General features: G+C 75.2%; 3 protein-coding genes. All 3 read right to left on the bottom strand.

Annotation, left to right across the window (positions count from 1 at the left end):
- The 3 genes from IE308_RS18045 to IE308_RS18055 are packed head-to-tail and all read right to left on the bottom strand — an operon-like array spanning position 1 to position 25,438.
- Positions 1-1,275 carry an MFS transporter gene (locus IE308_RS18045; RefSeq protein WP_190218698.1) on the bottom strand — a complete coding sequence of 425 codons (1,275 nt, stop codon included), beginning with the start codon at positions 1,273-1,275 and terminating at the stop codon, positions 1-3.
- On the bottom strand, positions 1,272-12,824 hold the full coding sequence (locus IE308_RS18050) for a non-ribosomal peptide synthetase (protein ID WP_190218699.1): 11,553 nt from the start codon (positions 12,822-12,824) through the stop codon (positions 1,272-1,274). The genes IE308_RS18045 and IE308_RS18050 overlap by 4 nt, the downstream gene beginning before the upstream one ends.
- A complete protein-coding gene (locus IE308_RS18055; protein WP_190218700.1) occupies positions 12,821-25,438 on the bottom strand; it encodes a non-ribosomal peptide synthetase in 12,618 nt (4,205 codons plus the stop codon). Before IE308_RS18055 ends, IE308_RS18050 begins: the two co-directional genes overlap by 4 nt.
- Between the last annotated feature and the right edge of the window lies 1 nt (position 25,439).

The raw sequence follows: 25,439 nt of genomic DNA on the forward strand, positions 1-25,439 counted from the left end.
TCAGGACGGTGCGCGGGTCCCGGGACGGGCTGCCGCGTCCGGGATGCGGGCCTTGCGCACGGCCGGGACCAGCGCGGCCACCGCGGCCGTCACGGCCATCAGTCCGGCCGCCACGAGCAGCGACAGCAGTCCGCGGTAGGCCTGCAGGAGCTTCCCGGCGCAGTACGCGCCCCCGGTGGTGCCGAGCGCGACGACCAGACCGGACAGGGCCGCGACCCGGCCCTGCAGCTCCTGCGGGGTGACGGTCACCTGGTAGACGGCGGTGGCCACCCCGAACACCGCCCCGATGATGTTCATCAGCGCGAACAGGACCCCGAGCTGCACCGGCCCGGTGGCCCAGGCCATGGCGTTCATCAGCGCGGCCCACAGGGTCAGGCCGCCGATGAGGAGGACGGACAGCGGAAGCCGCGCCATGAACCAGCGTCCGGTCAGCGCGCCGAGCAGCCCGCCGCAGCCGCTGATCCCGAGCACCAGGCCCAGCGTGGCCTCCGGCAGCCCCTGTTCCTTGACCAGGATCACCACCAGGCCCTGCATCACCACCTGCAGCAGGGCCGTGGCCACCGTGACCACGGGCAGCATCGCGCGCAGCGCCCGCTGCCGGCACAGCCAGCGCAGGGCGTCGGCCAGGTCGCGGTGGAGGGGACGGCGCTCGTGCGGGTTCTGTGTGCTCAGGTCGGCCCGGATGAAGCGGAGGTTGACGGCGGCGATCAGCGCCCCGAGCGTGGCGGCGACGAACGGGCTCCAGCGGGTCCAGGTGTACAGGACGGTGCCGGCGGGTCCGCCGAGCAGGCCCGCGATCCGGCCGCGGGCCTCGTTCTGCGACAGCGCGGCGGGCAGCTGCTCCCCCGGGACGACCGTGCGGACGGCGGCCCGTTCGGCGAGCGAGCCGACGATCGCGAGCGAGACCTCGACGGCGATCAGCCCCAGCAGCAGTTCCATGCCGAGCACGCCGAGCGCGAGGGCGGTCCCCACGGCGGCGAGCGCCAGGAACCGCCCGGCCGCGCACCAGCGCATGACCGCGCGCCGGTCCCACCGGTCGACCAGGACGCCGGCCGGCAGCTGGACCACGGCCTGCGGCAGTACGGCCGCGGCCGAGGCCAGGCCGACCGCCTCCGCCGACCCCCCGGAGATCTGCAGGGCCAGCAGCGGGTAGCAGACGGTGCTCATCCGGGAGCCGAAGAACTGCAGCCAGTTGCCGGTCCACAGCAGGAGGAAGTCACGGTTGCGGCGCAGCGGGGGCGGCGCCGCGACCGCCGTCTCTGCCGGGGCTGTCATGCGCTGAGCCTGCCCGGGGCGTCTACGCCGGTTCTACGCGCGCTCGCCGCCGCCTCGTCGAGCACCGCGAGCCGTCCGGCCAGGACGCGCCCGACGTGGGCGATCGCACCCGGCCGGGTCATCAGGCCCTCGTGGTCGCTGTCCACGTCGTGGTTGACGATCTCGCCGCCGACGTACGGTGCCCAGGCCTGGTGGCCGCGCTCGCGGGCCAGCGCTCCCCGGTCGCGTTCGGCGGTGACGAAGAGCAGGTCGCCGCCGAAGCGAGGGGGTGTGTGCGACCACATGAGCCGGGTGTTGTTGACGTAGACGTCCTTCATGGCGAGGATCTCGTGCTCCTCGAACCGCGCCATCACCTTGTTCTCGCGGGCCAGGAAGGCCCGGTAGCGCTCGATCGGGAAGGCCTCCGGGGTCAGTTCGGACTCGTGGAAGTCGAAGCCGATCGCGCGCAGGTTGTGCGCGATGATCGTGGCCTCGGAGGGCGGTTCGCCGCCGGCGGCGTCGGCGACCGGGTAGGCGTCGAGGACGGCGAGCAGCTCCACCCGCTCGCCGCGGCGCTCCAGTTCGGCCGCGACGGCGTGCGCGACGGTCCCGCCGACCGACCAGCCGAGCAGCCGGTAGGGGCCCTCGGGGGCGGTGGCGGTGATCTGGTCGGCGTAGTCGGCGGCCATCTCCCCGATCGACGCGGGCAGGCCGCCCGTGCCGTCGGTGCCGCGTGCCTGGAGGCCGTACAGCGGGTACTGCGGGCCCAGATGGGCGAGCAGTCCGAGGTAGACCCAGCTCAGGCCCGCGGCCGGGTGCACGCAGAACAGCGGGGTGCCCGAGCCGGAGGCGCGCAGCGGCACGAGGACGCCGTGCCCGTCGTGCGCCCCCTCCGGCGCCAGGTCCCGCAGGAGCGCGGCGGGGGTGGGCGCCTGGAAGAGCCGGCGCAGCGGCACCTCGACGCCGAACACGGCGCCGACCCGGCCGACGAGCCGCGTGGCCAGCAGGGAGTGCCCGCCGCTCTCGAAGAAGTTGTCGTCGAGCCCGAACCGCGCCAGGCCCAGGACCTCGGCGAACAGGGCGCACATCAGCTCCTCGCGCGGGGTGGCCGGCGCCCGGCCGTCGCCGTGCGTGCCGAAGTCGGGCGCGGGCAGCGCGGCGCGGTCGACCTTGCCGTTCGGGGTGAGCGGCAGGGCGTCGAGGACGACCACGGCGGCGGGCACCATGTGCGCGGGCAGGGTCTCCTTGAGCCGGTCGCGCAGGACGGGTCCGAGTCCGGTGTCGTCGCGGCGGCTCGCCGGGTCGTTGGCCCGTGGCCGGGCGTCGGGTCCGGGTGCGGGCCGGTAGGTCCCGGCGAGCGCCAGGTCCACCGGGCCGTCCCCGCGGACGAACAGGGCCTCCAGGGCTCCGTCCTCGGCGTCCGTGGCCGACCAGGTGACGGCCACCCGGTGGCCGGTGCGCTCGGCGAGCGCGTACAGGTCCTCGGGGTCCACGGCGTCGGCCGGCGGCGCGTCCTCGTCGAACAGGGCGCGTACGCCCGTCACCTCGGCGGTCAGGCGGAGGTTGGGGATGCCGGTCACCCGCAGGGCCGGGCGGCCCGCGGCGAGTTCGGCGGCCAGGTGCTCCGCGCCGGCCCAGGGCAGGACCGGGGCGTCGGCGGTGTCGGCGGCCTCGTCGCCGGGTGCGGTGCGCAGCACCACGTCGTAGCGGTGCCGGGTCAGCTCGTTGTGGTGGACGCCGCGGCGGACGCGCAGGTCCACGCCGCTCACCCCGGGCAGGCCGGTGAACCACTCGGGTGCGAGCAGGAGTTCCTTCTCGCGGGCCACCGCTCGCTCGACCCCGGCGCGCAGCGCGTCCCGTCCGGCGCCCTCGGCCGGCGTGTCCTGCCCGGTGAGGGCGACGGCTCCGCGCAGTGCCCGCAGCGTACGGAGGTTGCGGACGTCGCCGATGAAGACGGTGCCGCCGGGGGCGAGCAGCTCGCGCACCTTGCCGAGGACCTCGGCGAGGTAGTCGGCGCTCGGGAAGTACTGGACCACCGAGTTGAGCACGACGGTGTCGAAGGCGCCCTTCGGCAGGCCGTCGGTGTCGTGGGCGGGCTGCACGGTGAGGGTGACACGGTCGGCGAGTTCGGGGCGCCCGGCGACCTGGGCGCCGAGCCGCTCGATGACGGAGGCGGACAGGTCGGTGCCCCAGTAGCTCTCGCAGTGCGGGGCGACGTGGGCGAGGATCAGGCCGGTGCCGGCGCCGATCTCCAGGACGCGGCGTGGCCGGCCGGCGAGGATGCGCTCGACGGTGGCGGCACGCCACTCGCGCATCTCCTCAAGGGGGATCGGGTCGCCGGTGTAGGTGGAGCGCCAGATGCCGAAGTCCTCTCCGAAGGTGTCGGAGCCGGGCTCCCCGTAGAGGGCGTCGTAGGCCTCCTCCCACTCGCGGACCTGGTGCTCCTCGGCCTCGGTGTCGCGGCTGCCGTCCCCGCGGTCCGGCACGGTGTACGCCACCAGGCGCTTGTCGCCGGGGGTGTCCTCGCGGGCGACGACGACGGCCTGGGCGATCTCCTCCTGCGTGGTCAGCGCGGCCTCGATCTCGCCGAGTTCGATGCGGAAGCCGCGCACCTTCACCTGGTGGTCGGTGCGGCCGATGTACTCCAGGTCGCCCTCGGCGCTCCAGCGGACCAGGTCGCCGGTGCGGTACATACGGCTGCCGGCCGGGCCGAAGGGGTCGGCGGTGAACCGCTCGGACGTCAGGCCGGGCCGGTTCAGGTAGCCGCGGGCCACACCGGTGCCGGCGATGTACAGCTCGCCGGCCTCGCCGGGCGCGACCGGGCGCAGGCCCGCGTCCAGGACGTACACCCGGGTGTTGTCCAGCGGGCGGCCGATGGGCGGCCGTTCGCACGTGGTCGCGTCGAGGAGGGCGGAGGTGGACCAGATGGTGGTCTCGGTCGGGCCGTAGACGTTGGTGAGCGAGCCGCCGAGGTCGTGCAGGGCGCGGCCGAGCGGCCCGGGCAGGGCCTCGCCGCCGACGAGCTTGACCAGGCCGCGCAGCGCGTCGGGCCGGGTGGCGACCAGGCCCTGCCAGGCGGTCGGGGTGGCCTGCAGGACGGTCGCGCCGGACTCCTCGACGAGCCGGGCGAGCGCCACCGGGTCCTTGACGGTCTCGCGGGCGGCCAGCACCAGGCGGGCGCCGTGCGCGAGGGGCGTCCACAGCTCCAGGTTGGAGATGTCGAAGCCGATGGTGGTGACGGCGAGGAGCCGGTCCCCGGCGGTCAGCCGCAGCTGTCCCTGCATGGCGTTGAGCAGGTTGAGCAGGTTCTCGTGGCCGACGACGACGCCCTTGGGGCGGCCGGTCGAGCCGGAGGTGTAGATGACGTACGCCGGGTGTTCCGGGTGGGGCGCGGGGATGCGGCGGACCCGGTCCAGCCCGGTTTCGGTGACGGCGGCCAGCTCGTCGGCCGTCCGCGTGTCGTCCAGGACCAGGCGGGGCACCGCGGTGCCGGGGGGCAGTCCCGCCGCGGTGTCCCGGTCGGTGAGCAGCAGGGCCGGGGCGGCGTCGTCGAGCATGTAGGCGACGCGGTCGGCCGGGTACTCCGGGTCGATCGGCACGTAGGCCGCGCCGGCCTTGAGGACCGCGAGCAGCGCGACGACCATCGCGTCGGTGCGCGGCAGGGCCACCGCGACCAGGTCCTCGGCGCCGACGCCGCGGGCCGCGAGGGCGTGGGCGAGCCGGTCGGAGCGCAGGTCCAGTTCCCGGTAGCCGAGCGTGCGGCCTTCGAAGTCGAGGGCGGGCGCGTGGGGTGTACGGGCGGCCTGGGCGCGGAAGAGGGCCGGCAGGTGCTCGGAGGGCAGTTCGCGCGCGGTGTCGTTCCAGTCCACGAGGAGGCGGCCGCGGTCGCTCTCCGGCAGGGTGTCGAGGGCGCCCACCGGTGCGTCGGGGCGGTCGGCGGCGGCCGTGAGGACGGCGACGAGGCGGTCGGCGAGCCGGCGGGCGGTGTCCCGGTCGAACAGGTCGGCGGCGTACTCCAGGACACCGGCGATCCCGCCGGGGGTGCCGTCCGCGGTGTGCCGCTCGCCGAGCCGGAACATCAGGTCGAACCGGGCGACGCCGGTGCCGACGTGCTGTCCGGACGCGGCCACGTCGGGCATCGGTCCCGCGTGGGCGGGGTCCGCCGTGTCGCGGGCGGCCACGTTGTCGAAGGTCAGCATGGTCTGGAACAGCGGGTGGCGGGCCATGGAGCGGACCGGGTTGAGCACGTCCACGAGCCGTTCGAAGGGCACGTCCTGGTGGGCGTACGCGGTCAGGTCGGTCTCGCGGACCTTCGCCACGAGCGCGGTGAACGGCTCGTCGGGCGCCACCTCGGTGCGCAGGACGAGGGTGTTGGCGAAGAAGCCGACCAGGTTCTCCAGGGCCTCGTCGGTGCGGCCGGCGATCGGGGTGCCGATCGGGACGTCCGTGGAGCCGCTCAGCTTGGACAGCAGCGCGGCGAGCGCGGCCTGGACGACCATGAAGAGGCTGGCGTTGTTGTCCCGGGCCAGTGCGCCGAGCCGGGCGTGGACCGCGGCCGGGATCTCCACGTCGAGCAGGTCCCCGCGGTAGGAGGAGACGGCGGGGCGCGGCCGGTCGGTGGGCAGGTCGAGTTCCTCCGGGAGCCCGGACAGCGTCTCGCGCCAGTGGGCGAGCTGGCGGGCGGCCAGGCTCGCCGGGTCGTCCTCGGAGCCGAGCAGGTCGCGCTGCCACAGGGTGTAGTCGGCGTACTGCACGGGCAGCGGCTGCCAGCCGGGCTCCGCGCCGCGGCAGCGCGCGGCGTAGGCGGTGGTGAGGTCGCGGACGAGCAGCGGCATCGACCAGCCGTCGGTGGCGATGTGGTGGACGAGGACGAGCAGCACGTGCTCGTCGGGGCCGACGGTGAACAGGGTGGCGCGCAGCGGCGGTTCGGCGCCGATGTCGAAGGCGTACCGCGCCTCCTGCTCCAGGTGCGCGGTCAGCTGCTCCTCGGTGGTCTCGCGCAGGGCGAGGACGGGACGGGCGTCCTCGGGGTCGAGGACGGTCTGGTACTGGCCTTCGGCGTCCTCCGCGAAGACCGTGCGCAGGGTCTCGTGGCGCAGGGCGAGGTCGGCGAGCGCGGCGGCGAGCGCCTCCCGGTCGACCGCGCCGGCGAGCCGGAGGGCGGTCGGCACGTTGTAGGTGTGGCTGCGGCCCTCGAACCGGCCGAGGAACCACAGGCGCTGCTGGGCGGAGGAGAGCGGGACGCGCGCGGCCCGTGCGCCGGCCCGCAGCGGGGGGCGGGCGGGTCCGCCGGCGCCGAGCGCGGCGGCGAGCCCGGCGACCGTCGGCGTCTCGAAGAACTGCCGGATGGTCAGCTCCTCGCCGAGGGTGGCGCGGATCCGGCCCGCGAGGCGGGTGGCGAGCAGGGAGTGGCCGCCGAGCGCGAAGAAGTCGTCGTCGATGAAGACCCGCGGCACGCCGAGGACGTCGGCGAACAGCCCGCACAGGATCGCCTCCTGCGGGGTGCGCGGGGCGCGGCCGGTCTGCGCGGGGCCGTACTCGGGCGCGGGCAGCGCGGCCCGGTCGAGCTTGCCGTTGGGGTTGAGCGGCAGGGCGTCGAGGGCGACGAACGCGGAGGGCACCATGTGGTCGGGCAGCGCGGCGGCCACATGGGCGCGCAGCCGGGCCCGGTCCACGTCGCGTCCGGCGGCCGGAACCACGTACGCGACCAGCCGCTTGTCCCCCGGCCGGTCCTCGCGGACGAGCACGGCGGTGCGGGCGACGTCCTCGTGGCCGAGGACGACGGCCTCGATCTCGCCGAGTTCGATGCGGAAGCCGCGCACCTTGACCTGGAAGTCGGTGCGGCCGAGGTAGTCGAGGTCGCCGTCGGCGGTCCAGCGGACCAGGTCGCCGGTGCGGTACATGCGGGTGCCGGCCCTACCGTGCGGATCGGCGACGAAGCGTTCCGCCGTGAGGCCGGCGCGGCGGTGGTAGCCGCGGGCCAGGCCGGGTCCCGCGATGTACAGCTCGCCGGGGACGCCGACCGGGACCGGCTGCAGGGCCGCGTCCAGGACGTACAGGCGGGTGTTGCGGAGGGGGGCGCCGATGGGCGGTACGCGGGTGATCTCCTCCCGGCTGTACCAGGCGGCCGCGTACACGGTGGCCTCGGTGGGCCCGTAGATGTTGGCGAAGCGTTCGGCGCCGACCGCCCGTACGACGTCGTTGGCGTCGCGGGCGGAGACGGCCTCGCCGGCGAGCACGACCTCGCGCGCCGAGACCAGCGGGCCGCCTTCCGCGACGAGCTGGGCGACCGCGGAGGGCACGCCGCTGATCAGGGAGACCGGGCGTCCGGCGTGGGCGGGGTCGCCGAGTTCCAGGACGTCCCGCATCACCTCGACGCTGCCGCCGCTGAGCAGCGGGCCGAACATCTCGAAGACGGAGACGTCGAAGTTGAGGGAGGTGGAGGCCACCACGTGGGCCATGCCCTCGGCGCCGAACTCGGCGAGCGCCCAGGCGGCCAGGTCGGCGACGTTCTCGTGCGGGACGACGACGCCCTTGGGCAGGCCGGTGGAGCCCGAGGTGTAGATGGCGTACGCGGCGTGCGAGGGCAGCAGCGGGGCGCGGCGCTCCGCGTCGGTCACCTCGTCCGCGGACGTCGCGGCGAGGGCGGCCTCGGTGGCCGGATCGTCGAGGACGAGCAGCTCGGCGCCCTCCGCGGGCAGCCCGCCGGCCACGTCCCGCACGGTGAGCACCAGGGCGGGCGCGGCGTCGCGCAGCAGGTGGGCCTGGCGGTCGGCGGGATAGCCCGGGTCGACGGGCACGTAGGCGGCGCCGGACTTGAGGACGCCGAGGACGGCGACGAGCGTCAGCTCGGTGCGCGGCAGGGCGATGCCCACGAACCGCTCGGGCCCGGCGCCGTGCGCGACGAGCAGGCGCGCCAGCCGGCTGCTGCGGGCGTCGAGTTCGGCGTACGAGAGGGTGTGCTCGCCGTGCCGCACGGCGGGGGCGTCGGGGGTGCGGGCGGCCTGGGCGGTGAACAGGGCGGGCAGGGTCGCGTGCGGCACCTCGGCGGCGGTGTCGAGCCAGCTGCCGAGGATGCGCGCGCGCTCGTCGTCCTCCAGGACGCCGACCCAGCTCAGGGGCAGATCGGGCTGTTCGGCCAGGGCGTCGAGCAGCAGGGTGAGGCGGCGTACGAGGGTCTCGGCCGTGGACCGGTCGAAGAGGTCCTCGCTGTATTCGAGGTGGCCCGTGATCCCGGCGGGTGTGCCGTCGTCTGCGCGGCCGTCGGCCACGGCGAGCAGCAGGTCGAACTGGGCGACCCCGGTGCCGACCTTGTCGCCGGAGACGGTCAGGCCGGGCAGCCGGCCCTCGCCGAGCGCGGCCTTCTGGTCGACGTTGTTGAAGGCGAGCATGGTCTGGAACAGCGGGTGGCGGCCCCTCGCGCGCGGCGGGTTGAGCACCTCGACGAGCCGCTCGAAGGGCACGTCCTGGTGGGCGTAGGCGGCGAGGTCGGTGCCGCGGGCGCGCGCCACGAGGTCGGTGAAGGTCGGGTCGCCGGAGACGTCGGTGCGCAGGACGAGGGTGTTGACGAAGAACCCGACCAGGTCCTCCAGGGCCTCGTCCGTGCGGCCCGCGATGGGGGTGCCGAGGGGGATGTCCGTGGTGCCGCTCAGCTTGGCGAGCAGGGCGGCGAGGCCGGCCTGGACGACCATGAAGAGGCTGGCGCGGTTCTCGCGGGCGAGGTGGTCGAGGCGGCGGTGCAGCTCGGCGGGGATCGTGACGGGCACGGTGGCGCCGCGGTAGCTGCTCTCGGCGGGGCGCGGCCGGTCGGTGGGCAGCGGCAGTTCCTCGGGCAGGTCGCGCAGGGTCTCGCTCCAGTGGGCGACCTGCCGGCTGACGAGGCTTTCGGGGTCGTCCTCGGAGCCGAGCACCTCGTGCTGCCAGAGGGTGTAGTCGGCGTACTGCACGGGCAGCGGGGTCCAGGCCGGGGCCTCGCCGGCGCAGCGCGCGGCGTAGGCGGTGGTGAGGTCGCGGACCAGGACCGGCGTGGACCAGCCGCCGTCGCTCGCGATGTGGTGGACGAGCAGCATCAGCAGGTGCTCGTCCTGGTCCAGCTCGAACAGGTGGGCGCGCAGCGGCGGTTCGGCCTGCAGGTCGAAGCCCCGGCGTGCGGCCCGGCGCAGCTCCTCGGCCAGGCCCGCCTCGTCGGTGCGCGTGACGCGGAGTGCGGGGCGTGCCTCCTCGGGGCTGAGGACGACCTGGTGGGGGCCCTGCTCGTCCTCGGCGAACACCGTGCGCAGGGTCTCGTGCCGGGTGACCACGTCGGCCAGCGCGGCGGCCAGCGCCTCGCGGTCGAGGGAGCCGGACAGCCGCAGGGTGGTGGGGATGTTGTGGGCGGCGCTCGGGCCTTCGAGCCGGTTGAGGAACCACAGGCGGCGCTGCGCGAAGGAGACCGGCACGCGCTCGGGGCGGGGGCGGGCCCCGAGCGCGGGCCGTGCGGTGCCGCCGGAGCCGAGCAGCGCGGCGAGGCCGGCGACGGTCGGTGTCTCGAAGAGCTGGCGGACCGGCAGGTCCACGCCGAGGGTGGCGCGCACGCGGGTCATCAGGCGCAGGGCGAGCAGCGAGTGCCCGCCGCGTGAGAAGAAGTCCTCGTCGACCGTGACCCTCGGCACCCCGAGGACCTCGGCGAACAGGCCGCACAGGATCTCAGCTTGCGGGGTGCGCGGGGCACGGCCGGCCTGGTCGAGGCCGTAGGAGGGGGCGGGCAGGGCGGCGCGGTCGAGCTTGCCGTTGGGGGTCAGCGGCAGCTCGTCGAGGACGACGAACGCGGACGGCACCATGTACTCGGGCAGGGACGCGGCCGCGTACTTGCGCAGCAGCGCGTGGTGCGGGCCGCCGCTGCCGCCGACGGGGACGACGTAGGCGACGATGCGCTTGTCGCCGGGGCTGTCCTCGCGGACGACGACCGCGGCGCGGGCCAGGTCGGGGTGGTCGGCGATGACGGTCTCGATCTCGCCGGGTTCGATGCGGAAGCCGCGCACCTTGACCTGAAAGTCGGTGCGGCCGAGGTACTCCAGGTCGCCCGAGGCCGTACGGCGCACCAGGTCGCCCGTGCGGTACATCCGCGTGCCGGCCGGACCGTAGGGGTCGGCGACGAACCGCTCGGAGGTGAGCTGCGGACGGCGGTGGTAGCCGCGGGCCAGACCGGCGCCGGCGATGTACAGCTCGCCCGCCACACCGGCCGGGACGGGGCGCAGTCCCGCGTCCAGCACATACAGCCGGGTGTTGGCGATCGGACCGCCGATGGTCACCTCGCCGGTGATGTCGGCGGCCGTGGACCAGATGGTGGTCTCGGTCGGGCCGTACAGGTTCGTGACCGGCCGCCCGCCCTCGGCGAGGGTGCGGGCGAGGGCCGCGGGCAGTGCCTCGCCGCCGACCAGGACGCGCAGTCCCTCGGGCACTCCCCCGGCTTCGGCCATCGCGTGCCACAGGCTCGGGGTGGCCTGCATGAGCGTGGCCCCCGACTCCCGTACGAGCGTGCTGAGCGCGGCCGGGTCGCGGACCACCTCGCGGGGCGCGAGCACCACCTGGGCGCCGTGCAGCAACGGCAGGAACAGCTCCAGGCCCGCGATGTCGAAGCCGACCGTCGTGACAGCCGCGAGGCGGTCCCCGGCGGTGAGCGCGAACCGGTCCTGCATCCCGGTCAGGAAGTTCACCAGCGGCGCGTGCGGGACCGCCACGCCCTTGGGGCGGCCCGTCGAGCCCGAGGTGTAGATGACGTACGCGGTGGTGTCCCCCGAGCCCCCCGCGACCTGCGGATCCTCGGCGGGGCAGCCGGTGAGGTCGGCCGCCGCGAGGACGTCCGCGGTGAGCGACAGGACCGGTGCGGCGTCCTGGAGGATGTACGCGATCCGGTCCTGCGGGAACTCGGGGTCCACGGGCACATAGCCCGCGCCCGACTTCAGGACGGCGAGCAGCGCCACCACCAGGTCGACCGACCGCGGCAGCGCCACGGCCACCAGCGACTCGGGCCGGGCGCCCCGCTCGACGAGCCAGTGCGCGAGCCGGTTGGCGCGGGCGTTCAGCTCCCCGTACGAGACGGTCTCCGCGCCGAAGGACAGGGCGGGCGCGTCGGGTGCGGCCGCGGCGCGGGCCGCGAACAGCTCCGGGACGGTGGCGGAGGGCACGTCCCGCACGGTCGCGTTGGCCCGTTCGAGGACCTCGTGCCGCTCGTCCCCGGTGAGCAGGTCGAGGCGGGCGACCGGGGCGTCGGGCCGGGCGGCGACCGCCGCGAGGACCCGGGTGAAGCGCTCCGCGACGCGCTCGGCGGTGGCCCGGTCGAACAGGTCGGTGCTGTAGTTCAGGGCACCGCTCAGCCCTTCGGGCGCACCCGTCCGCGTCGGGCGCTCCTCGACGGTGAAGGAGAGGTCGAAACGGGCGGTGCGGGTCTCGGCGTTGTGGCCGCGCACGGTGAGGCCCGGCAGTTCGGCGGCGGCCGTACGGGCCTGGCGCTGGTCGTTGTCGTTCCAGGTCAGCAGGGTCTGGAACAGGGGGTGGCGGGCCATCGCGCGCGGCGGGTTGAGCACTTCCACCAGGCGCTCGAAGGGCACGTCCTGGTGCTCGTACGCCGCCAGGTCGGCGTCCCGCACGCGGGTGAGCAGTTCGCGGAAGGTGGGGGTGCCGGACAGGTCGGCGCGCAGCACCAGGGTGTTCACGAAGAACCCGACCAGATCGTCCAGGGCCTCGTCCGTGCGGCCCGCGATCGGCGTGCCGATCGGCACGTCCGTGCTGCCGCTCAGCTTGGACAGGAGGGCGGCGAGTGCGGCCTGGACGACCATGAACAGGCTGGCCCGGTTCTCCCGCGCCAGCTCGACGAGGCGTGCGTGCACGTCGGCCGGCACCGCGAGGGGCAGCGTGTCGCCCCGGTGGGTGGCGGTCGCGGGACGCGGCCGGTCGGTGGGCAGGCCCAGCTCCTCGGGCAGGCCCGCGAGGGTGTCGCGCCAGTAGGACAGCTGCCGGGAGATCACGCTGTCCGGGTCGTCCTCGGAGCCGAGCAGCTCCTGCTGCCAGACGGTGAAGTCGGAGTACTGGACGGGCAGTTCGGGCCAGCCCGGGGTGCGTCCGGCCTGCCGGGCCGCGTAGGCGCCGAGCAGGTCGCGGACGAGCACGGGCACGGACCAGCCGTCGCCCGCCACATGGTGCAGCAGCACCAGCAGGACGTGGTCGTCGGGCGCCAGCTCGAACAGGGTGCAGCGGATCGGCGTCTCGCCGAGCAGGTCGAAGGTGTACCGGGCCGCTTCCTGAAGGGCCGCGTCCAGGCCCGCCTCGTCGGCGCCGGCCATGGTGAGCACGGGAGCGGCGGCCTCGTCGCCGGCGTCCAGGACCACCTGGCGGGGTCCTTCGGGTCCGTCGGCGAGGACCGTGCGCAGCGTCTCGTGGCGGGTGATCACATCGGCCAGGGCCGCGGTGAGGGCGTCGCGGTCGAGGGTTCCGGACAGGCGCAGGGCGGTGGGGATGTTGTAGATCGCGCTCGGGCCGTCCAGCTGGTTGAGGAACCACAGGCGGCGCTGCGAGAAGGACAGCGTGGTCACGAGTTCTCCTTGGTACCGGTGCGGCGGCGCAGCGCGGGACGGGTGGTGGTGGCGGTCGCGGTGGCGAGGCTCTCGGCCAGGGCGGCGACCGTGGCGTTCGCGAAGAAGCCGCGGATGCTCATCTCCTTGCCGAGCGCCGAACGGACGCGGGCGGCCAGGCGGTTGGCGAGCAGCGAGTGGCCGCCGAGGGCGAAGAAGTCGTCGTCGATGCTCACCCGCTCGACGCCGAGCACCTCGGCGAACAGGCCGCACAGGATCTCCTCCTGCTCGGTGCGCGGCGGGCGTCCCTCGCCGAGCGCGCCCAGCGCGGGTGCGGGCAGGGCGGCGCGGTCGAGCTTGCCGTTGGGGGTGAGCGGCAGTTCGTCGAGGACGACGAACGCGGACGGCACCATGTAGTCGGGCAGGCTCACGGCGGCGTGCTTGCGCAGCACGTCACCGTCGGGCGAGCCGTCCGGGCCGTGCACGACGTAGGCGACGACGCGCTTGTCGCCGGGGCTGTCCTCGCGGACGACGACCGCGGCGCGGACGACGTCCGGGTGGCCGAGCACCGCGCTCTCGATCTCGCCGGGTTCGATGCGGAAGCCGCGCACCTTGACCTGGAAGTCGGTGCGGCCCAGGTACTCCAGGTCGCCCGAGGCCGTACGGCGCACCAGGTCGCCCGTGCGGTACATCCGCGTGCCGGCCGGGCCGTGGGGGTCGGCGACGAACCGCTCCGACGTGAGCCCCGCCCGGCGGTGGTAGCCACGGGCCAGACCGGCGCCCGCGATGTACAGCTCGCCCGCCACACCGGCCGGCACCGGCCGCAGACGCGCGTCCAGCACGTACAGCCGGGTGTTGGCGATCGGGCCGCCGATGGTGACGCCACCGGATCCCGTGACGTCCGCGGCCGTGGACCAGACGGTCGTCTCCGTCGGCCCGTACAGGTTGGTCACCGTGCGCCCGCCCCCGGCCAGGGTGCGCGCGAGCGGCGCCGGCAGCGCCTCGCCGCCGACCAGGACCCGCAGCCCCGCGGGCACTCCCCCGGCCTCGGCGAGGGCCTGCCACAGACTCGGGGTGGCCTGCATGAGCGTGGCGCCCGCGTCGTCGACCAGGGACGCCAGGGCGGCCGGGTCGCGGACCACCTCGCGCGGGGCCAGGACGACCTGCGCGCCGTGCAGCAGCGGCAGGAACAGCTCCAGGCCCGCGATGTCGAAGCCGACCGTCGTGACGGCCACGAGCCGGTCGTACTCGGTGAGCGCGAACCGGTCCTGCATCGCGGTCAGGAAGTTCACCAGGGCCGCCTGGGTGACGGTCACCCCCTTGGGGCGGCCCGTGGAGCCCGAGGTGTAGATGACGTACGCGGTGTTCCGGGCCGAACCGCCCCGGACCACCGGGTCGTCGAAGCCGTACGCCGACAGGTCGGTGCCGGCGAGCAGTTCCCCGGTCAGGGTCAGGACCGGGTCGGCGTCCCGGAGGATGTAGGCGATGCGCTCCTCGGGGAAGTCGGGGTCCACCGGCACGTATCCGGCGCCGGTCTTGAGGACGGCGAGCAGCGCGACGAGCAGCTCCGGCGACCTCGGCAGGGCGACGGCGACCAGGCGCTCGGGCCCGGCGCCCCGCTCGGCGAGCCAGTGCGCCAGCTGGTTCGCGCGGGCGTTCAGCTCCCGGTACGACAGGGCCAGGTCACCGAAGACCACAGCGCACGCCTCAGGCGATATCGCCACGCGGTCCGCGAAGAGCCGCGTGAGCGGGGCGTCCGGGACCTCACGGTCGCTGTCGTTCCCCTCACCGAGCACCTTCTCCCGTTCTCCGGGGGCCATCACGTCCACGTCCGCGACGGGGATCCCCGGCCGCTCCACCACCGTGCGCAGGACCCGCGTGAACCGCTCGACGAAGCTCTCGGCGGTGGACCGGTCGAACAGGTCCGTCGCGAACTCCAGGTGGCCGTGGAGTCCGGCCGCTCCGCCGTCGGCGGCGTAGGCCTCCTTCAGGGCCAGCGTGAGGTCGTACTTGGCGACCCCGGTGCCGAGCGGCAGCGGCTCGGCGGTCAGGCCGGCGAAGCCGTCCGCGGCACCGGCCGCGGTCAGGTCGTCGTTGTTGTTCCACATCAGCATCGTCTGGAACAGCGGGTGGCGGGCCAGGGAGCGCGCCGGGTTGAGCACCTCCACCAGACGCTCGAACGGCACGTCCTGGTGGGCGTATGCGCCGAGCGAGGTCTCGCGGACCCGGTCCACGAGCTGGGTGAAGGAGGGGTCGCCGGACAGGTCGGCGCGCAGCACCAGGGTGTTGACGAAGAACCCGACCAGATCGTCCAGGGCCTCGTCGGTGCGGCCGGCGATCGGTGTGCCGACCGGGATGTCCTCGCCCGCGCCGAGGCGCGACAGCAGCGTCGCCCAGGCCGCCTGGACCACCATGAAGAGGCTGGCCCGGTTCTCGCCGGCGAGCCGGGCGAGGCCCGCGTGCAGGTCGGCGGGGAGGTGGAAGGGGACGGTGTCGCCGCGGTGCGAGGCGACCGCGGGCCTGGGCCGGTCGGCGGGCAGCGCCAGTTCCTCCGGGATTCCGGCCAGCGCGCGCTTCCAGTAGGCGAGCTGCCGCGCGGCGACGCTGTCGGGGTCGTCCTCCGCGCCGAGGACGTCGCGCTGCCACAGGGTGTAGTCGGCGTACTGGACGGGGAGTTCGGCCCAGGAGGGAGCCTGGCCGGCGTGCCGTGCCGTGTACGCCTCGGTGAGGTCACGGGCGAGCACGGGCGCCGACCAGCCGTCGGTGGCGATGTGGTGCACGACGAGCAGCAGGACGTGCTCCTGCGGGCCGGTGCGCAGCAGGGTCGCCCTGAGCGGCGGCTCGGCGGCGAGGTCGAACGGGCGGGCCGCGGCCGCGGACAGTTCCCGTTCGAGCCGGTCGCGCGCCACGTCGGCGGCCCGCAGGGTGCCGAGCGCGGCGAGGGTCTCCTCGGGTGTGCGGATCACCTGGTGGCCGCTGCCGGACTCCTCGGCGAAGACCGTGCGCAGCGACTCGTGGCGGGTGACGACGTCCGCGAGGGCCGCGCCGAGCGCCTCCTCGTCGAGGGGGCCGGTCAGTCTCAGGGCCGTGGGCATGTTCCAGGTGGCGCCGGGGCCCTCCAGGCGGTGCAGGAACCACAGCCGGCGCTGGGCCGGCGAGAGCGGGATCCGCTCGGGCCGCTCGCGGCGGGTCACCGCCGGGCGGGCGCCGTCGGCCTCGTCGAGCAGGGCCGCGAGGCCGGCGGGGGTGGGCTGCTCGAACAGGCCGCGCACGGCGAGTTCCACGCCGAGGACCGTACGGATCCTGGCCACCAGGCGGGTGGCGAGCAGCGAGTGGCCGCCCAGCTCGAAGAAGTCCTGGTCGACGCCGACCACGGGGCGGCCGAGCACCTCGGCGAACAGGCCGCACAGCGCCTCCTCGCGTGCGGTGCGCGGGGCGCGGACCGCCGCCAGGTCCGGTGCGGGCGCGGGCAGCGCGGCCCGGTCGAGCTTGCCCGTGCGGGTCAGGGGCAGTGCGTCGAGCAGGACGTACGCGGCGGGCACCATGTGGGACGGCAGGAGCCCCGCGAGGTGGGAGCGCAGCGCGGACGCCGACGGCGAACCGCCCTGCCGGGGCACGACGTAGGCGACGAGCCGCTTGTCGCCGGGGGTGTCCTCGCGGACCACGACGGCACCGCGCGCCACGTCCTCGTGCGCGGTGAGCGCGGCCTCGATCTCGCCGGGCTCGATGCGGAAGCCGCGGATCTTGACCTGGTGGTCGGCGCGGCCGACGTAGACGAGGTCGCCGTCCGGGGTCGTCCGGGCCAGGTCCCCGGTGCGGTACATGCGGCTGCCGGGCGGGCCGTACGGGTCGGCGACGAAGCGCTCGGCGGTCAGGTCGGGCCGGCCGAGGTAGCCGCGGGCCAGCGCCACGCCGGACAGGTGGAGTTCACCGACGACGCCGGGCGGCACGGGCAGCAGGCCCGCGTCGAGGAGGCGGACGCCGACGCCGTCGACGGGGCGGCCGACGGGCGGGGTGTCCGGCCAGTGCGCGGGGTCCGCGGGCAGCGTCCACGCGGTGACCACGTGGGTCTCGGCGGGCCCGTAGTGGTTGTGCAGCCGGGTCGGGGCCCCGGCGTGGTGGGCGCGCACGGGCTCACGCAGGGTCAGGGCCTCGCCGGCCTGGACGAGGTGGCGCAGCCCGGACAGGTCGGCGCCGCACTCGCGGGCGGCCTCCAGGACACCGTCGATCACCAGGTTCGGCGCGTACAGCTCGGCCACCTCGTGGTCGGCGAGCCAGTGGGCCAGCTCCCGCGGGTCGCGCCGGGTGTCCTCGGGGACCACGGCGAGGGTCTTGCCGGTGAGCAGCGCCGAGAGGATCTCCTGCACGGAGACGTCGAAGCCGACGGCGGTGAACTGGGCCACGACGGTGCCGGGCGGCTCGGGCACCGCCCGCTCGTGCCAGTCGAGCAGGTTGGCCAGCGCCCCGTGCGGCATGACGATGCCCTTGGGGCGGCCGGTGGATCCCGAGGTGTAGATGACGTACGCCGGGTGGCCGGGCAGCGCGTCGGGGAAGGCCTGCGTGGCGTCGGCGGGCGGCCAGGGCACCTCGACGAGCACCTGCGGCACGCCGACGGCGGGCAGGCGCGCGGCGGTGCGGGCGGTGGTGACCAGCGCGCCGGGCGCGGTGTCGGCGAGGATCAGCGCGACGCGCTCGGACGGGAGGTCCGGGTCGACCGGCACGTAGGCGGCGCCCGCGGTGAGCGTCGCGACGAGCGCGACGGCGAGGTCGGTGCCGCGCGGCAGGGCCACGGCGACCCGGTCCTCGGGGCCGAGGCCCAGGCCGAGCAGTTCGACGGCCAGGGCGCGGGCCCGCTCGTGCAGTTCGCGGTAGGTGAGGCTGCCGTGCTCGTCGGTGATGGCGACCGTGTCCGGGGTGCGCTCGGCCTGCGCGGCGAGGAGCCGGGCCAGTGGCCGGTACGGGCGCGGCTCGGGGCCGTCCGCCGTGCCGAGCAGCCGGGCGCGGGCCGCGGGCGGCAGCACGTCGATGCGGTGCACGGGGCGCTCGGCGTCGGCGGCGACCGCGGCGAGCACGGTGGTCAGGGCGGACACGAACAGCTCGGCCGTCGCCGGGTCGTACAGGTCCGTGGCGTACTCCAGGCGGACGGCGAGACCGTCGGGTGCGCCGCGCTCGGTCCGCAGGTCGGAGAAGGCGAACAGCAGGTCGAAGGTGGCCACCCGCGCGTCCACCTCGCCGACCCGCATACGCAGACCGGGCAGGTCCTCGGCGAGCCTGCCGGTGGCGTCCTGGGCGGCGTTGTTCCAGGTGACCATCGTCTGGAACAGCGGGTGCCGGCCCAGCGACCGGTCGGGGTTGAGGGCCTCCACGAGCCGTTCGAACGGCACGTCCTGGTGGGCGTAGGCGTTCAGCGAGGTGCCGCGGACCCGGTCGAGCACCTCGGCGAACGTCGGGTCGCCGGACAGGTCGGTGCGCAGCACGAGGGTGTTGACGAAGAAGCCGATGAGCCCGTCGAGCGCCTCGTTGACGCGGCCCGCGCTGGGCGTGCCGAGCGGGATGTCCTCGCCGGCGCCGAGCCGGGACAGGGCCACCGCGACGGCGGCCTGGACCACCATGAACAGGCTGGCCCGGTGCTTCTGGGCGAGGGACTCCAGCTCGGCGTGCAGCTCGGCCGGGATGTGGAAGCGCAGGTCCGCGCCCTGGCCGGTGCCCGTGGGGGGCCGCGGCCGGTCGGTGGGCAGGGTGAGTTCCTCGGGCAGGTCCGCGAGTGCCTCGCGCCAGTGGGCGAGCTGACGGCCCAGCTCGCTGTCCGGGTCGTCGGCGGAGCCGAGCACCTCGCGCTGCCACAGCGTGTAGTCGGCGTACTGCACGGCGAGCGGCTGCCAGCCGGGCTCCTCGCCGGAGCGCCGGGCCGCGTACGCGGTGGCGAGGTCCTTGACGAGCAGCGGCACCGACCAGCCGCCGTCGCCGGCGATGTGGTGCATGACGAGCAGCAGGGCGTGCTCGTCGGGCGCGAGCGCGAACAGGTGGGCGCGCAGCGGGAGATCGGCCGCGAGGTCGAAGCCGGTGCGGGCGGCCTCGGTGAGCAGTGCGGGCAGCTCCTCCTCGGTGGCGGGCCGCTGGGCCGTCGGTACCGGGCGCGGATCGAGAATGACCTGGTACGGGCCCTCGGCGTCCTCGGCGAAGACCGTGCGCAGGGTCTCGTGGCGGGTGACGACGTCGGTGAGCGCGGCGGCCAGGGCCTGCTCGTCGAGGGCGCCGCTCAGCCGCAGCACCACGGGCACGTTGTACGTGGGGCTGCCGGGCCCCTCGAACTTGTTGAGGAACCACAGGCGTTGCTGCGCCGGCGAGGCGGGCAGCCGCTCGGGGCGCTCCCCCGCGGTCAGCGGGGCCCGGCTCGCGCCCGCACCGGTGAGCCGGGCGGCGAGCGCGGCGACGGTGGGCGCCTCGAACAGGACACTGATCGGCAGGTCCACGTCGAGCACCGAACGGATCCGGCCGACCAGGCGCATCGCGGCGAGCGAGTGCCCGCCGGCGGCGAAGAAGTCGTCGTCGATGGAGATGCGGGGGCGGCTGAGGATCTCGGCGAACAGCCCGCAGAGGATCTCCTCCTGCGGCGAGCGCGGCGGACGGCCCGCCGTGTCGTGGGTCTCGGCCGGGTCGGGCAGGGCCTTCCGGTCGAGCTTGCCGTTGGCGGTCAGCGGCAGCTCGGGCAGCGTCACGAAGGCGGCCGGGACCATGTACTCGGGGACGGCGGCGGACACATGGCCGCGCAGGGCGAGGACGTCGAGGTCGGTGACGACCCAGGCGACGAGCCGGGCCTCCCCGGACGCGTCGGGCCGGACGCCGACGGCCGCGGCGCGGACGTCCGCGTGGGCGGTGAGCACGGCCTCGATCTCGCCGGTCTCGATGCGGAAGCCGCGCAGCTTGACCTGCTGGTCGCCGCGGCCGACGTACTCCAGACGCCCGGCGGGCGTACGGCGCACCAGGTCGCCGGTGCGGTACATGAGGCTGCCCGCGGCGCCGTACGGGTCGGCCACGAACCGCTCGGCGGTGCGGCCCGGCTGCCGGAGGTAGCCGCGTGCCAGGCCGGAGCCGGACAGGTACAGCTCACCGGGGACGCCGGGGGTGACGGGGCGCAGCCGGTCGTCCAGGACGTACGCGCCGGTGTTGTCGATGGGGTCGCCGAGGTGGATGCCGGCGGGGTCGGTGATCTCGGCGGCGGTGGACCAGACGGTGGTCTCGGTGGGCCCGTACACGTTGAGCACCGAGCGGGCGCCGGCGGTGAGGGTGGCGGCCAGGTCGGCGGGCAGCGCCTCCCCGCCCACCAGGACGCGGACGCCGTTCAGGAACGAGGCGTCCCGTCCGGTCGCGGCCCGCCACAGGGTCGGCGTGGCCTGCATGAGGGTGATGCCGTGCCGGGTGACCGCGGCGCGCAGGGCCTCGGGGTCGCGCACGGTGTCCGGTCCGGCGACGACGACGTGCGCGCCGCAGGCGAGCGGCAGGTACAGCTCCAGGCCCGCGATGTCGAAGCCGATGGTGGTGACGGCGAGCAGCCGGTCGTCCGCGGTGACCCGGCACCGGTCGGCCATCGCCCGCAGGAAATTGTCGAGTGCCCCGCGCGGCACGACGACGCCCTTGGGGACGCCGGTGGAGCCGGAGGTGTGCAGCACGTACGCCGCGCCGGTGGCCGGGGCGCGCACGCCGAGGTCGTGGTCGGCGTACCCGGCCGGGTCCGCCTCGTCGGCGAGGACGGTGGGCACGGCCACGTCGGGCAGGCCGGGCAGCAGCTGCGCGGTGGTGACGAGGACGGCCGGGGCGGCGTCCGTGATCATCCGGTGGATGCGGTCGGCGGGGAAGTTGGTGTCGAGCGGCAGATAGGCGGCACCCGACTTCTGCACGGCGAGCAGTGTGACGAGCAGGTCGGCGGTGCGGGGCAGGGCGACGGCGACGAAGCGCTCGGGGGCGGCGCCCCGCTCGGTGAGGAGCCGGGCCAGCGCGTTGGCGCGGCGGTTGACCTCGCCGTAGGAGAGGGTGAGGTCGCCCGCCGTGACGGCCGGCGCGTCGGGGCGCCGGGCGGCGTGCTGCTCGAAGCGGTCGAGGAACCAGCGGTCCTCGGCGGCGCGGGCGGTGGTGGAGGGCAGGACGAGGGCGGCGGCGCGCTCCCCGTCGAGGAGGACGTCCACGGCGCCGACGCGCTGTGCGGGGTCGGCGACGAGGCGGGCCAGGACGGCGACGAAGCGCTCCGCGAGGCGTTCGGCCGTGCTGTGGTCGAACAGGTCGGCGGCGTATTCGAGGATGCCGGTCATGCCGTCCGCCGCACCGTCGTCCGCGTGCCGCTCGTGCAGGTTGAAGGCGAGGTCGAACTTGGCGACCCCGCTGCCGACCCCGCCGCGCGCGGTCACCGACAGCCGGCCGAGCCGGGCCTCGGCCTGACCCGAACCCGCCGGGCCGCCGGTGTTGTTGAACGCCAGCAGAGTCTGGAACAGCGGCGAACGGGCCAGCGAGCGCGCCGGGTTGAGCACTTCGACGAGCCGTTCGAACGGCAGGTCCTGGTGGGACCAGGCCGCGAGGTCGGTCTCCCGTACGCGGGCGAGCAGCTCGGCGAAGGTGGGGTCGCCGCTGACGTCCGTGCGCAGGACGAGGGTGTTGATGAAGTCGCCGACGAGGTCGTCGAGCGCCTCGTCGAGCCGGCCCGCGACCGGCGAGCCGAGCGGGATGTCGTCGCCCGCGCCGAGCCGGGACAGGGTGACGGCCAGCGCGGCCTGGACCACCATGAACACGGTGGCGTCGGCGGCGCGGGCGCACTGGGCGACGGCGCGGTGCAGGGCGGCGGGCACGGTGATCCGCACGTTGTCGCCGCGGTAGGAGGCGACGGCGGGGCGCGGCCGGTCGGTGGGCAGGGCCAGTTCCTCGGGCAGGTCCGCGAGGGTCTCGCGCCAGAACGCGAGCTGCCGCGAGGCGCGGCTGTCCGGGTCGTCCTCGGAGCCCATCAGCCGGTGCTGCCACAGCGCGAAGTCGGCGTACTGCACGGGCAGTTCCCGCCACTGCGGTTCGGCGCCCTCGGCCCGGGCGGCGTACGCGCGGGTCAGGTCGCGGGTGAGCAGCGGTGTGGACCAGCCGTCGCCGGCCACGTGGTGCAGCAGCACGAGCAGTTCGTGCCGGTCCTCGGCCAGCTCGTACAGGAACAGCTTCAGCGGCAGGTCCGCGGAGAGGTCGAAGGGGTGGCGGGCGTGCTCGGCGAGCAGCTCCGCCAGCTCGTCCTCGGTGCAGCGCACGTGGGTGAGTTCGGGGCGTACGTCGTCCAGGACGATCTGGTGGGCGCCCTGCTCGTCCTCGGCGATGACGGTGCGCAGGCTCTCGTGGCGTGCGACGACGTCGGCGTACGCGGCGCGCAGCGCGTCGTGGTCGAGGGGGCCGGTCAGGCGGAGGGCGGAGGCCAGGTTGTAGACCGGGCTGGGGCCCTCCATGCGGTGCAGGAACCACAGGCGCTGCTGCCCGTAGGAGAGCGGCAGCCGCTCGGGACGTTCGGTGCGGACCAGCGCCGGGCGCGCCTCCTCGGCCTCGCCGAGGGAGCGGACGAGGGCGGCCGGGGTGGAGCTGCGGAACAGGTGCTTGACGGACAGCTCGACGCCCAGGGCGGCGCGCAGCCGGCTGACGAGGCGGATGGCGAGCAGGGAGTGGCCGCCGAGGTCGAAGAAGTCGTCGTCGGGTCCGACGGAGGCGAGACCGAGGACCCCCGCGAACAGGTCGCGCACGAGGTCCTCGCGCGGGTCGCGCCGGGCCCGCTGCACGGGCAGCGCGGTGGTGGTCTCGTCGGGGGCGGGCAGCGCCCTGCGGTCGATCTTGCCGTTGGGGGTGAGCGGCATCGCGGGCAGCGCGACGATCGCGGCCGGCACCATGTAGGCGGGCAGCGCGTCGGCGAGGTGGGCGCGCAGCGCCTCGGTGTCGACGGTCTCGGGGGTCACCCAGGCGATCAGCCGGGCGTCGCCGGGGCGGTCCTCGCGGGCGAGGACGACGGCGCGGGTGACGTCGGCGTGGGCGGCGGCGACCGCCTCGATCTCGCCGGGTTCGATACGGAAGCCGCGCAGCTTGATCTGATCGTCGGCGCGTCCCGCGTAGACGAAGGTGCCGTCGGGCAGGCGCCGGGCGAGGTCGCCGGTGCGGTACATGCGGGCGCCGGGCGGGCCGTAGGGGTCGGCGACGAAGCGCTCGGCGGTGAGGCCGGGGCGGCCGAGGTAGCCGCGGGCCAGGACCACGCCGGAGATGTACAGCTCGCCCGCGACACCGGGCGCGACGGGGCGCAGGGCGGCGTCCAGGACGTAGGCGCGGGTGTCGGCGAAGGGGCGGCCGATCGGGACGGCGCCGTCGGCGAGTTCCGTGCCGGGCTCGATGCGGAACTCCAGGCAGTTGACGGTCGCCTCGGTGGGCCCGTACGCGTTGATCACGGTGGCGTCGGGGTGGGCCGCGCGCCAGGTCCGGAGGGCTTCGCCGCGCAGGGCCTCGCCGCCGAGGACGAGGGTGCCGGACGGGGAGACCTCGGCGGGCAGGGTGTCCAGCAGCTCCAGGTGGCTGGGGGTGCCCTTGAGGAAGGTCGGGCGCGGTCCGCCGACGGCCTCGGGGAGTTCGGCGAGGTGGGCGCAGCCGCCCGAGACCAGGGGGGTGTACAGGCCGGTGACGGTGAGGTCGAAGGTGACCGAGGAGTGCACGAGGGTGAGGCCCGCGGCATCCGGGTAGGCCGCGCGGGCCCGTACGAGGTAGGCGGCCACGGAGCCGTGCTCGACGACCACGCCCTTGGGGCGTCCGGTGGAGCCGGAGGTGAAGATGAGGTAGGCGGGGTCGTGCGGGTGCGGGGCCGCGGTGAAGGAGGCGGCCTCCTCGTCGGTGACGGCCAGCGTCGGCGTGTCGGGCAGGTCGATGCCCGGCTCGACCAGGGCCAGCACGGGGTCGGCGTCGGCGAGCACCGCGGCGATCCGCTCGGCCGGGTGCTCCGGGTCCAGCGGCACGTACGCGCCACCGGACTTGGCGACGCCGAGCAGCGCCACCACGAGGTCGATGCCGCGCGGCAGCAGCACGGCCACGGTGCGGCCGGGGGTGACACCGCGCGCGACCAGCGTGCGGGCGACGTGGCTGGCGCGCGCGTCGAGTTCGCGGTACGTGAGGACCTCGTCGCCCGCGCGCACGGCGGGGGCGTCCGGGGTCGCGGCGGCCTGGTCGGTGAACAGCTCGGGCAGCGTGGGCAGGCGGACGCCGTGGGCGGCGGCGCCCTCGGGTCCGGCCGCGGCGGCGAGCGCGCGGGCGGTCTCGTCGGCGCCGATCACGTCGATCCGGCCGAGCGGCCTGCCGGGCTCGCCGACGAGGATGTCGAGCAGGGCGAGGAAGCGGTCCGCGACGGCCGCGGCGGCGGTGTCGTCGAACAGGTCGCGCTGGTGGAACAGCTTGAAGCGCAGGGTCTCCTGCGGCATGCCGACGAGGCTGAGCGGGAAGTGGTTCGCGGAGTGGCTCTCGGCGCCCACCACCCGCAGCGGGTCGCTGTCCGCGGAGACGGCCGGCGCGGAGTCGAAGGGGAAGTTCTCGAAGACGACGGACGTGTCGAAGAGCGGGCCGAGACCGGTGCGGTGCTGCACCTCCGACAGGCCCAGGTACTGGTGGGCGATCAGCTCGGCCTGCGCGTGGTGCACGGTGCCGAGCAGCTCGCCCGCGGTCAGGCCGGGCCGCAGACGGACGCGCAGCGGCAGGGTGTTGATGAACAGGCCGACCATCGACTCGATGCCGGGCAGCTCGGCCGGGCGGCCGTTGACGGTGACGCCGAAGACCACGTCGTCCCGGCCGGTCAGGCCGGCCAGCACCAGCGCCCAGGCCGCCTGCACCACGGTGTTGACGGTGACGCCCGCGGAGCGGGCCCGCGCCGTCAGGGCCCGGGTCTGCTCCTCGGTGAGCCCGAACTCGTATCGTCCGGGGTCCTGCGGCGTGTGCTCGGCGGTGCCCGCGACCAGGCTGGGCGCCGTGAGCCCGTCGAGCATGGCGTCCCAGGCGGCGCGGGAGGCGTCCGCGTCCTGCCGCGAGAGCCAGGCCAGGTAGTCCCGGTAGGGGGCCACGGCGGGCAGCCCGCGGGCGTCGCCGCCCGACAGGTACAGCGCGTGGTACTCCTTCAGGAGCGTCGGCAGGGACCAGCCGTCGAGCACCGTGTGGTGGATCGTCAGCACGAGCCGGTGGCTCTCGGCGCCGAGCCGGATCAGCGTGAAGCGGATCAGCGGCGGGCGTCCGGTGTCGAAGCGCTGCTCCCGGTCGGCGAGCGTGGCCTCGCGCGCCTCGGCGTCCGCCTCCGCCGCCGGCAGGTGGGACAGGTCGATCTCGGTCCACGGCAGCTTGTAGCGGGCCGCGACGATCTGCACCCACTCGCCGTCCTTGCGCTGCCGGAAGGCCACCCGCAGGCTCGCGTGCCGGCGCAGCAGGGCGTCGGCGGCCTCCCGGGCGCGGCCCGCGTCGAGCGGGCCGGCCAGGTGGAAGGTCGACTGGACCGTGTAGATGTCCGGGGTCGACTCGTCGGATACATCGAAAAGACTGTGGAACAGCAGACCGCTCTGGAGCGGGGAGAGAGGCAGGATGTCATCGACGGTGCGGTTGCTTCTCGCCACT

Source organism: Streptomyces griseosporeus, assembly GCF_014656055.1.
GTDB lineage: Bacteria > Actinomycetota > Actinomycetes > Streptomycetales > Streptomycetaceae > Streptomyces > Streptomyces griseosporeus.

Coding starts and splice junctions, on each gene's coding strand:
- IE308_RS18045 (WP_190218698.1), bottom strand. CDS start 1,275: ATGACAGCCCCGGCAGAGACGGCGGTCGCGGCGCCGCCCCCGCTGCGC.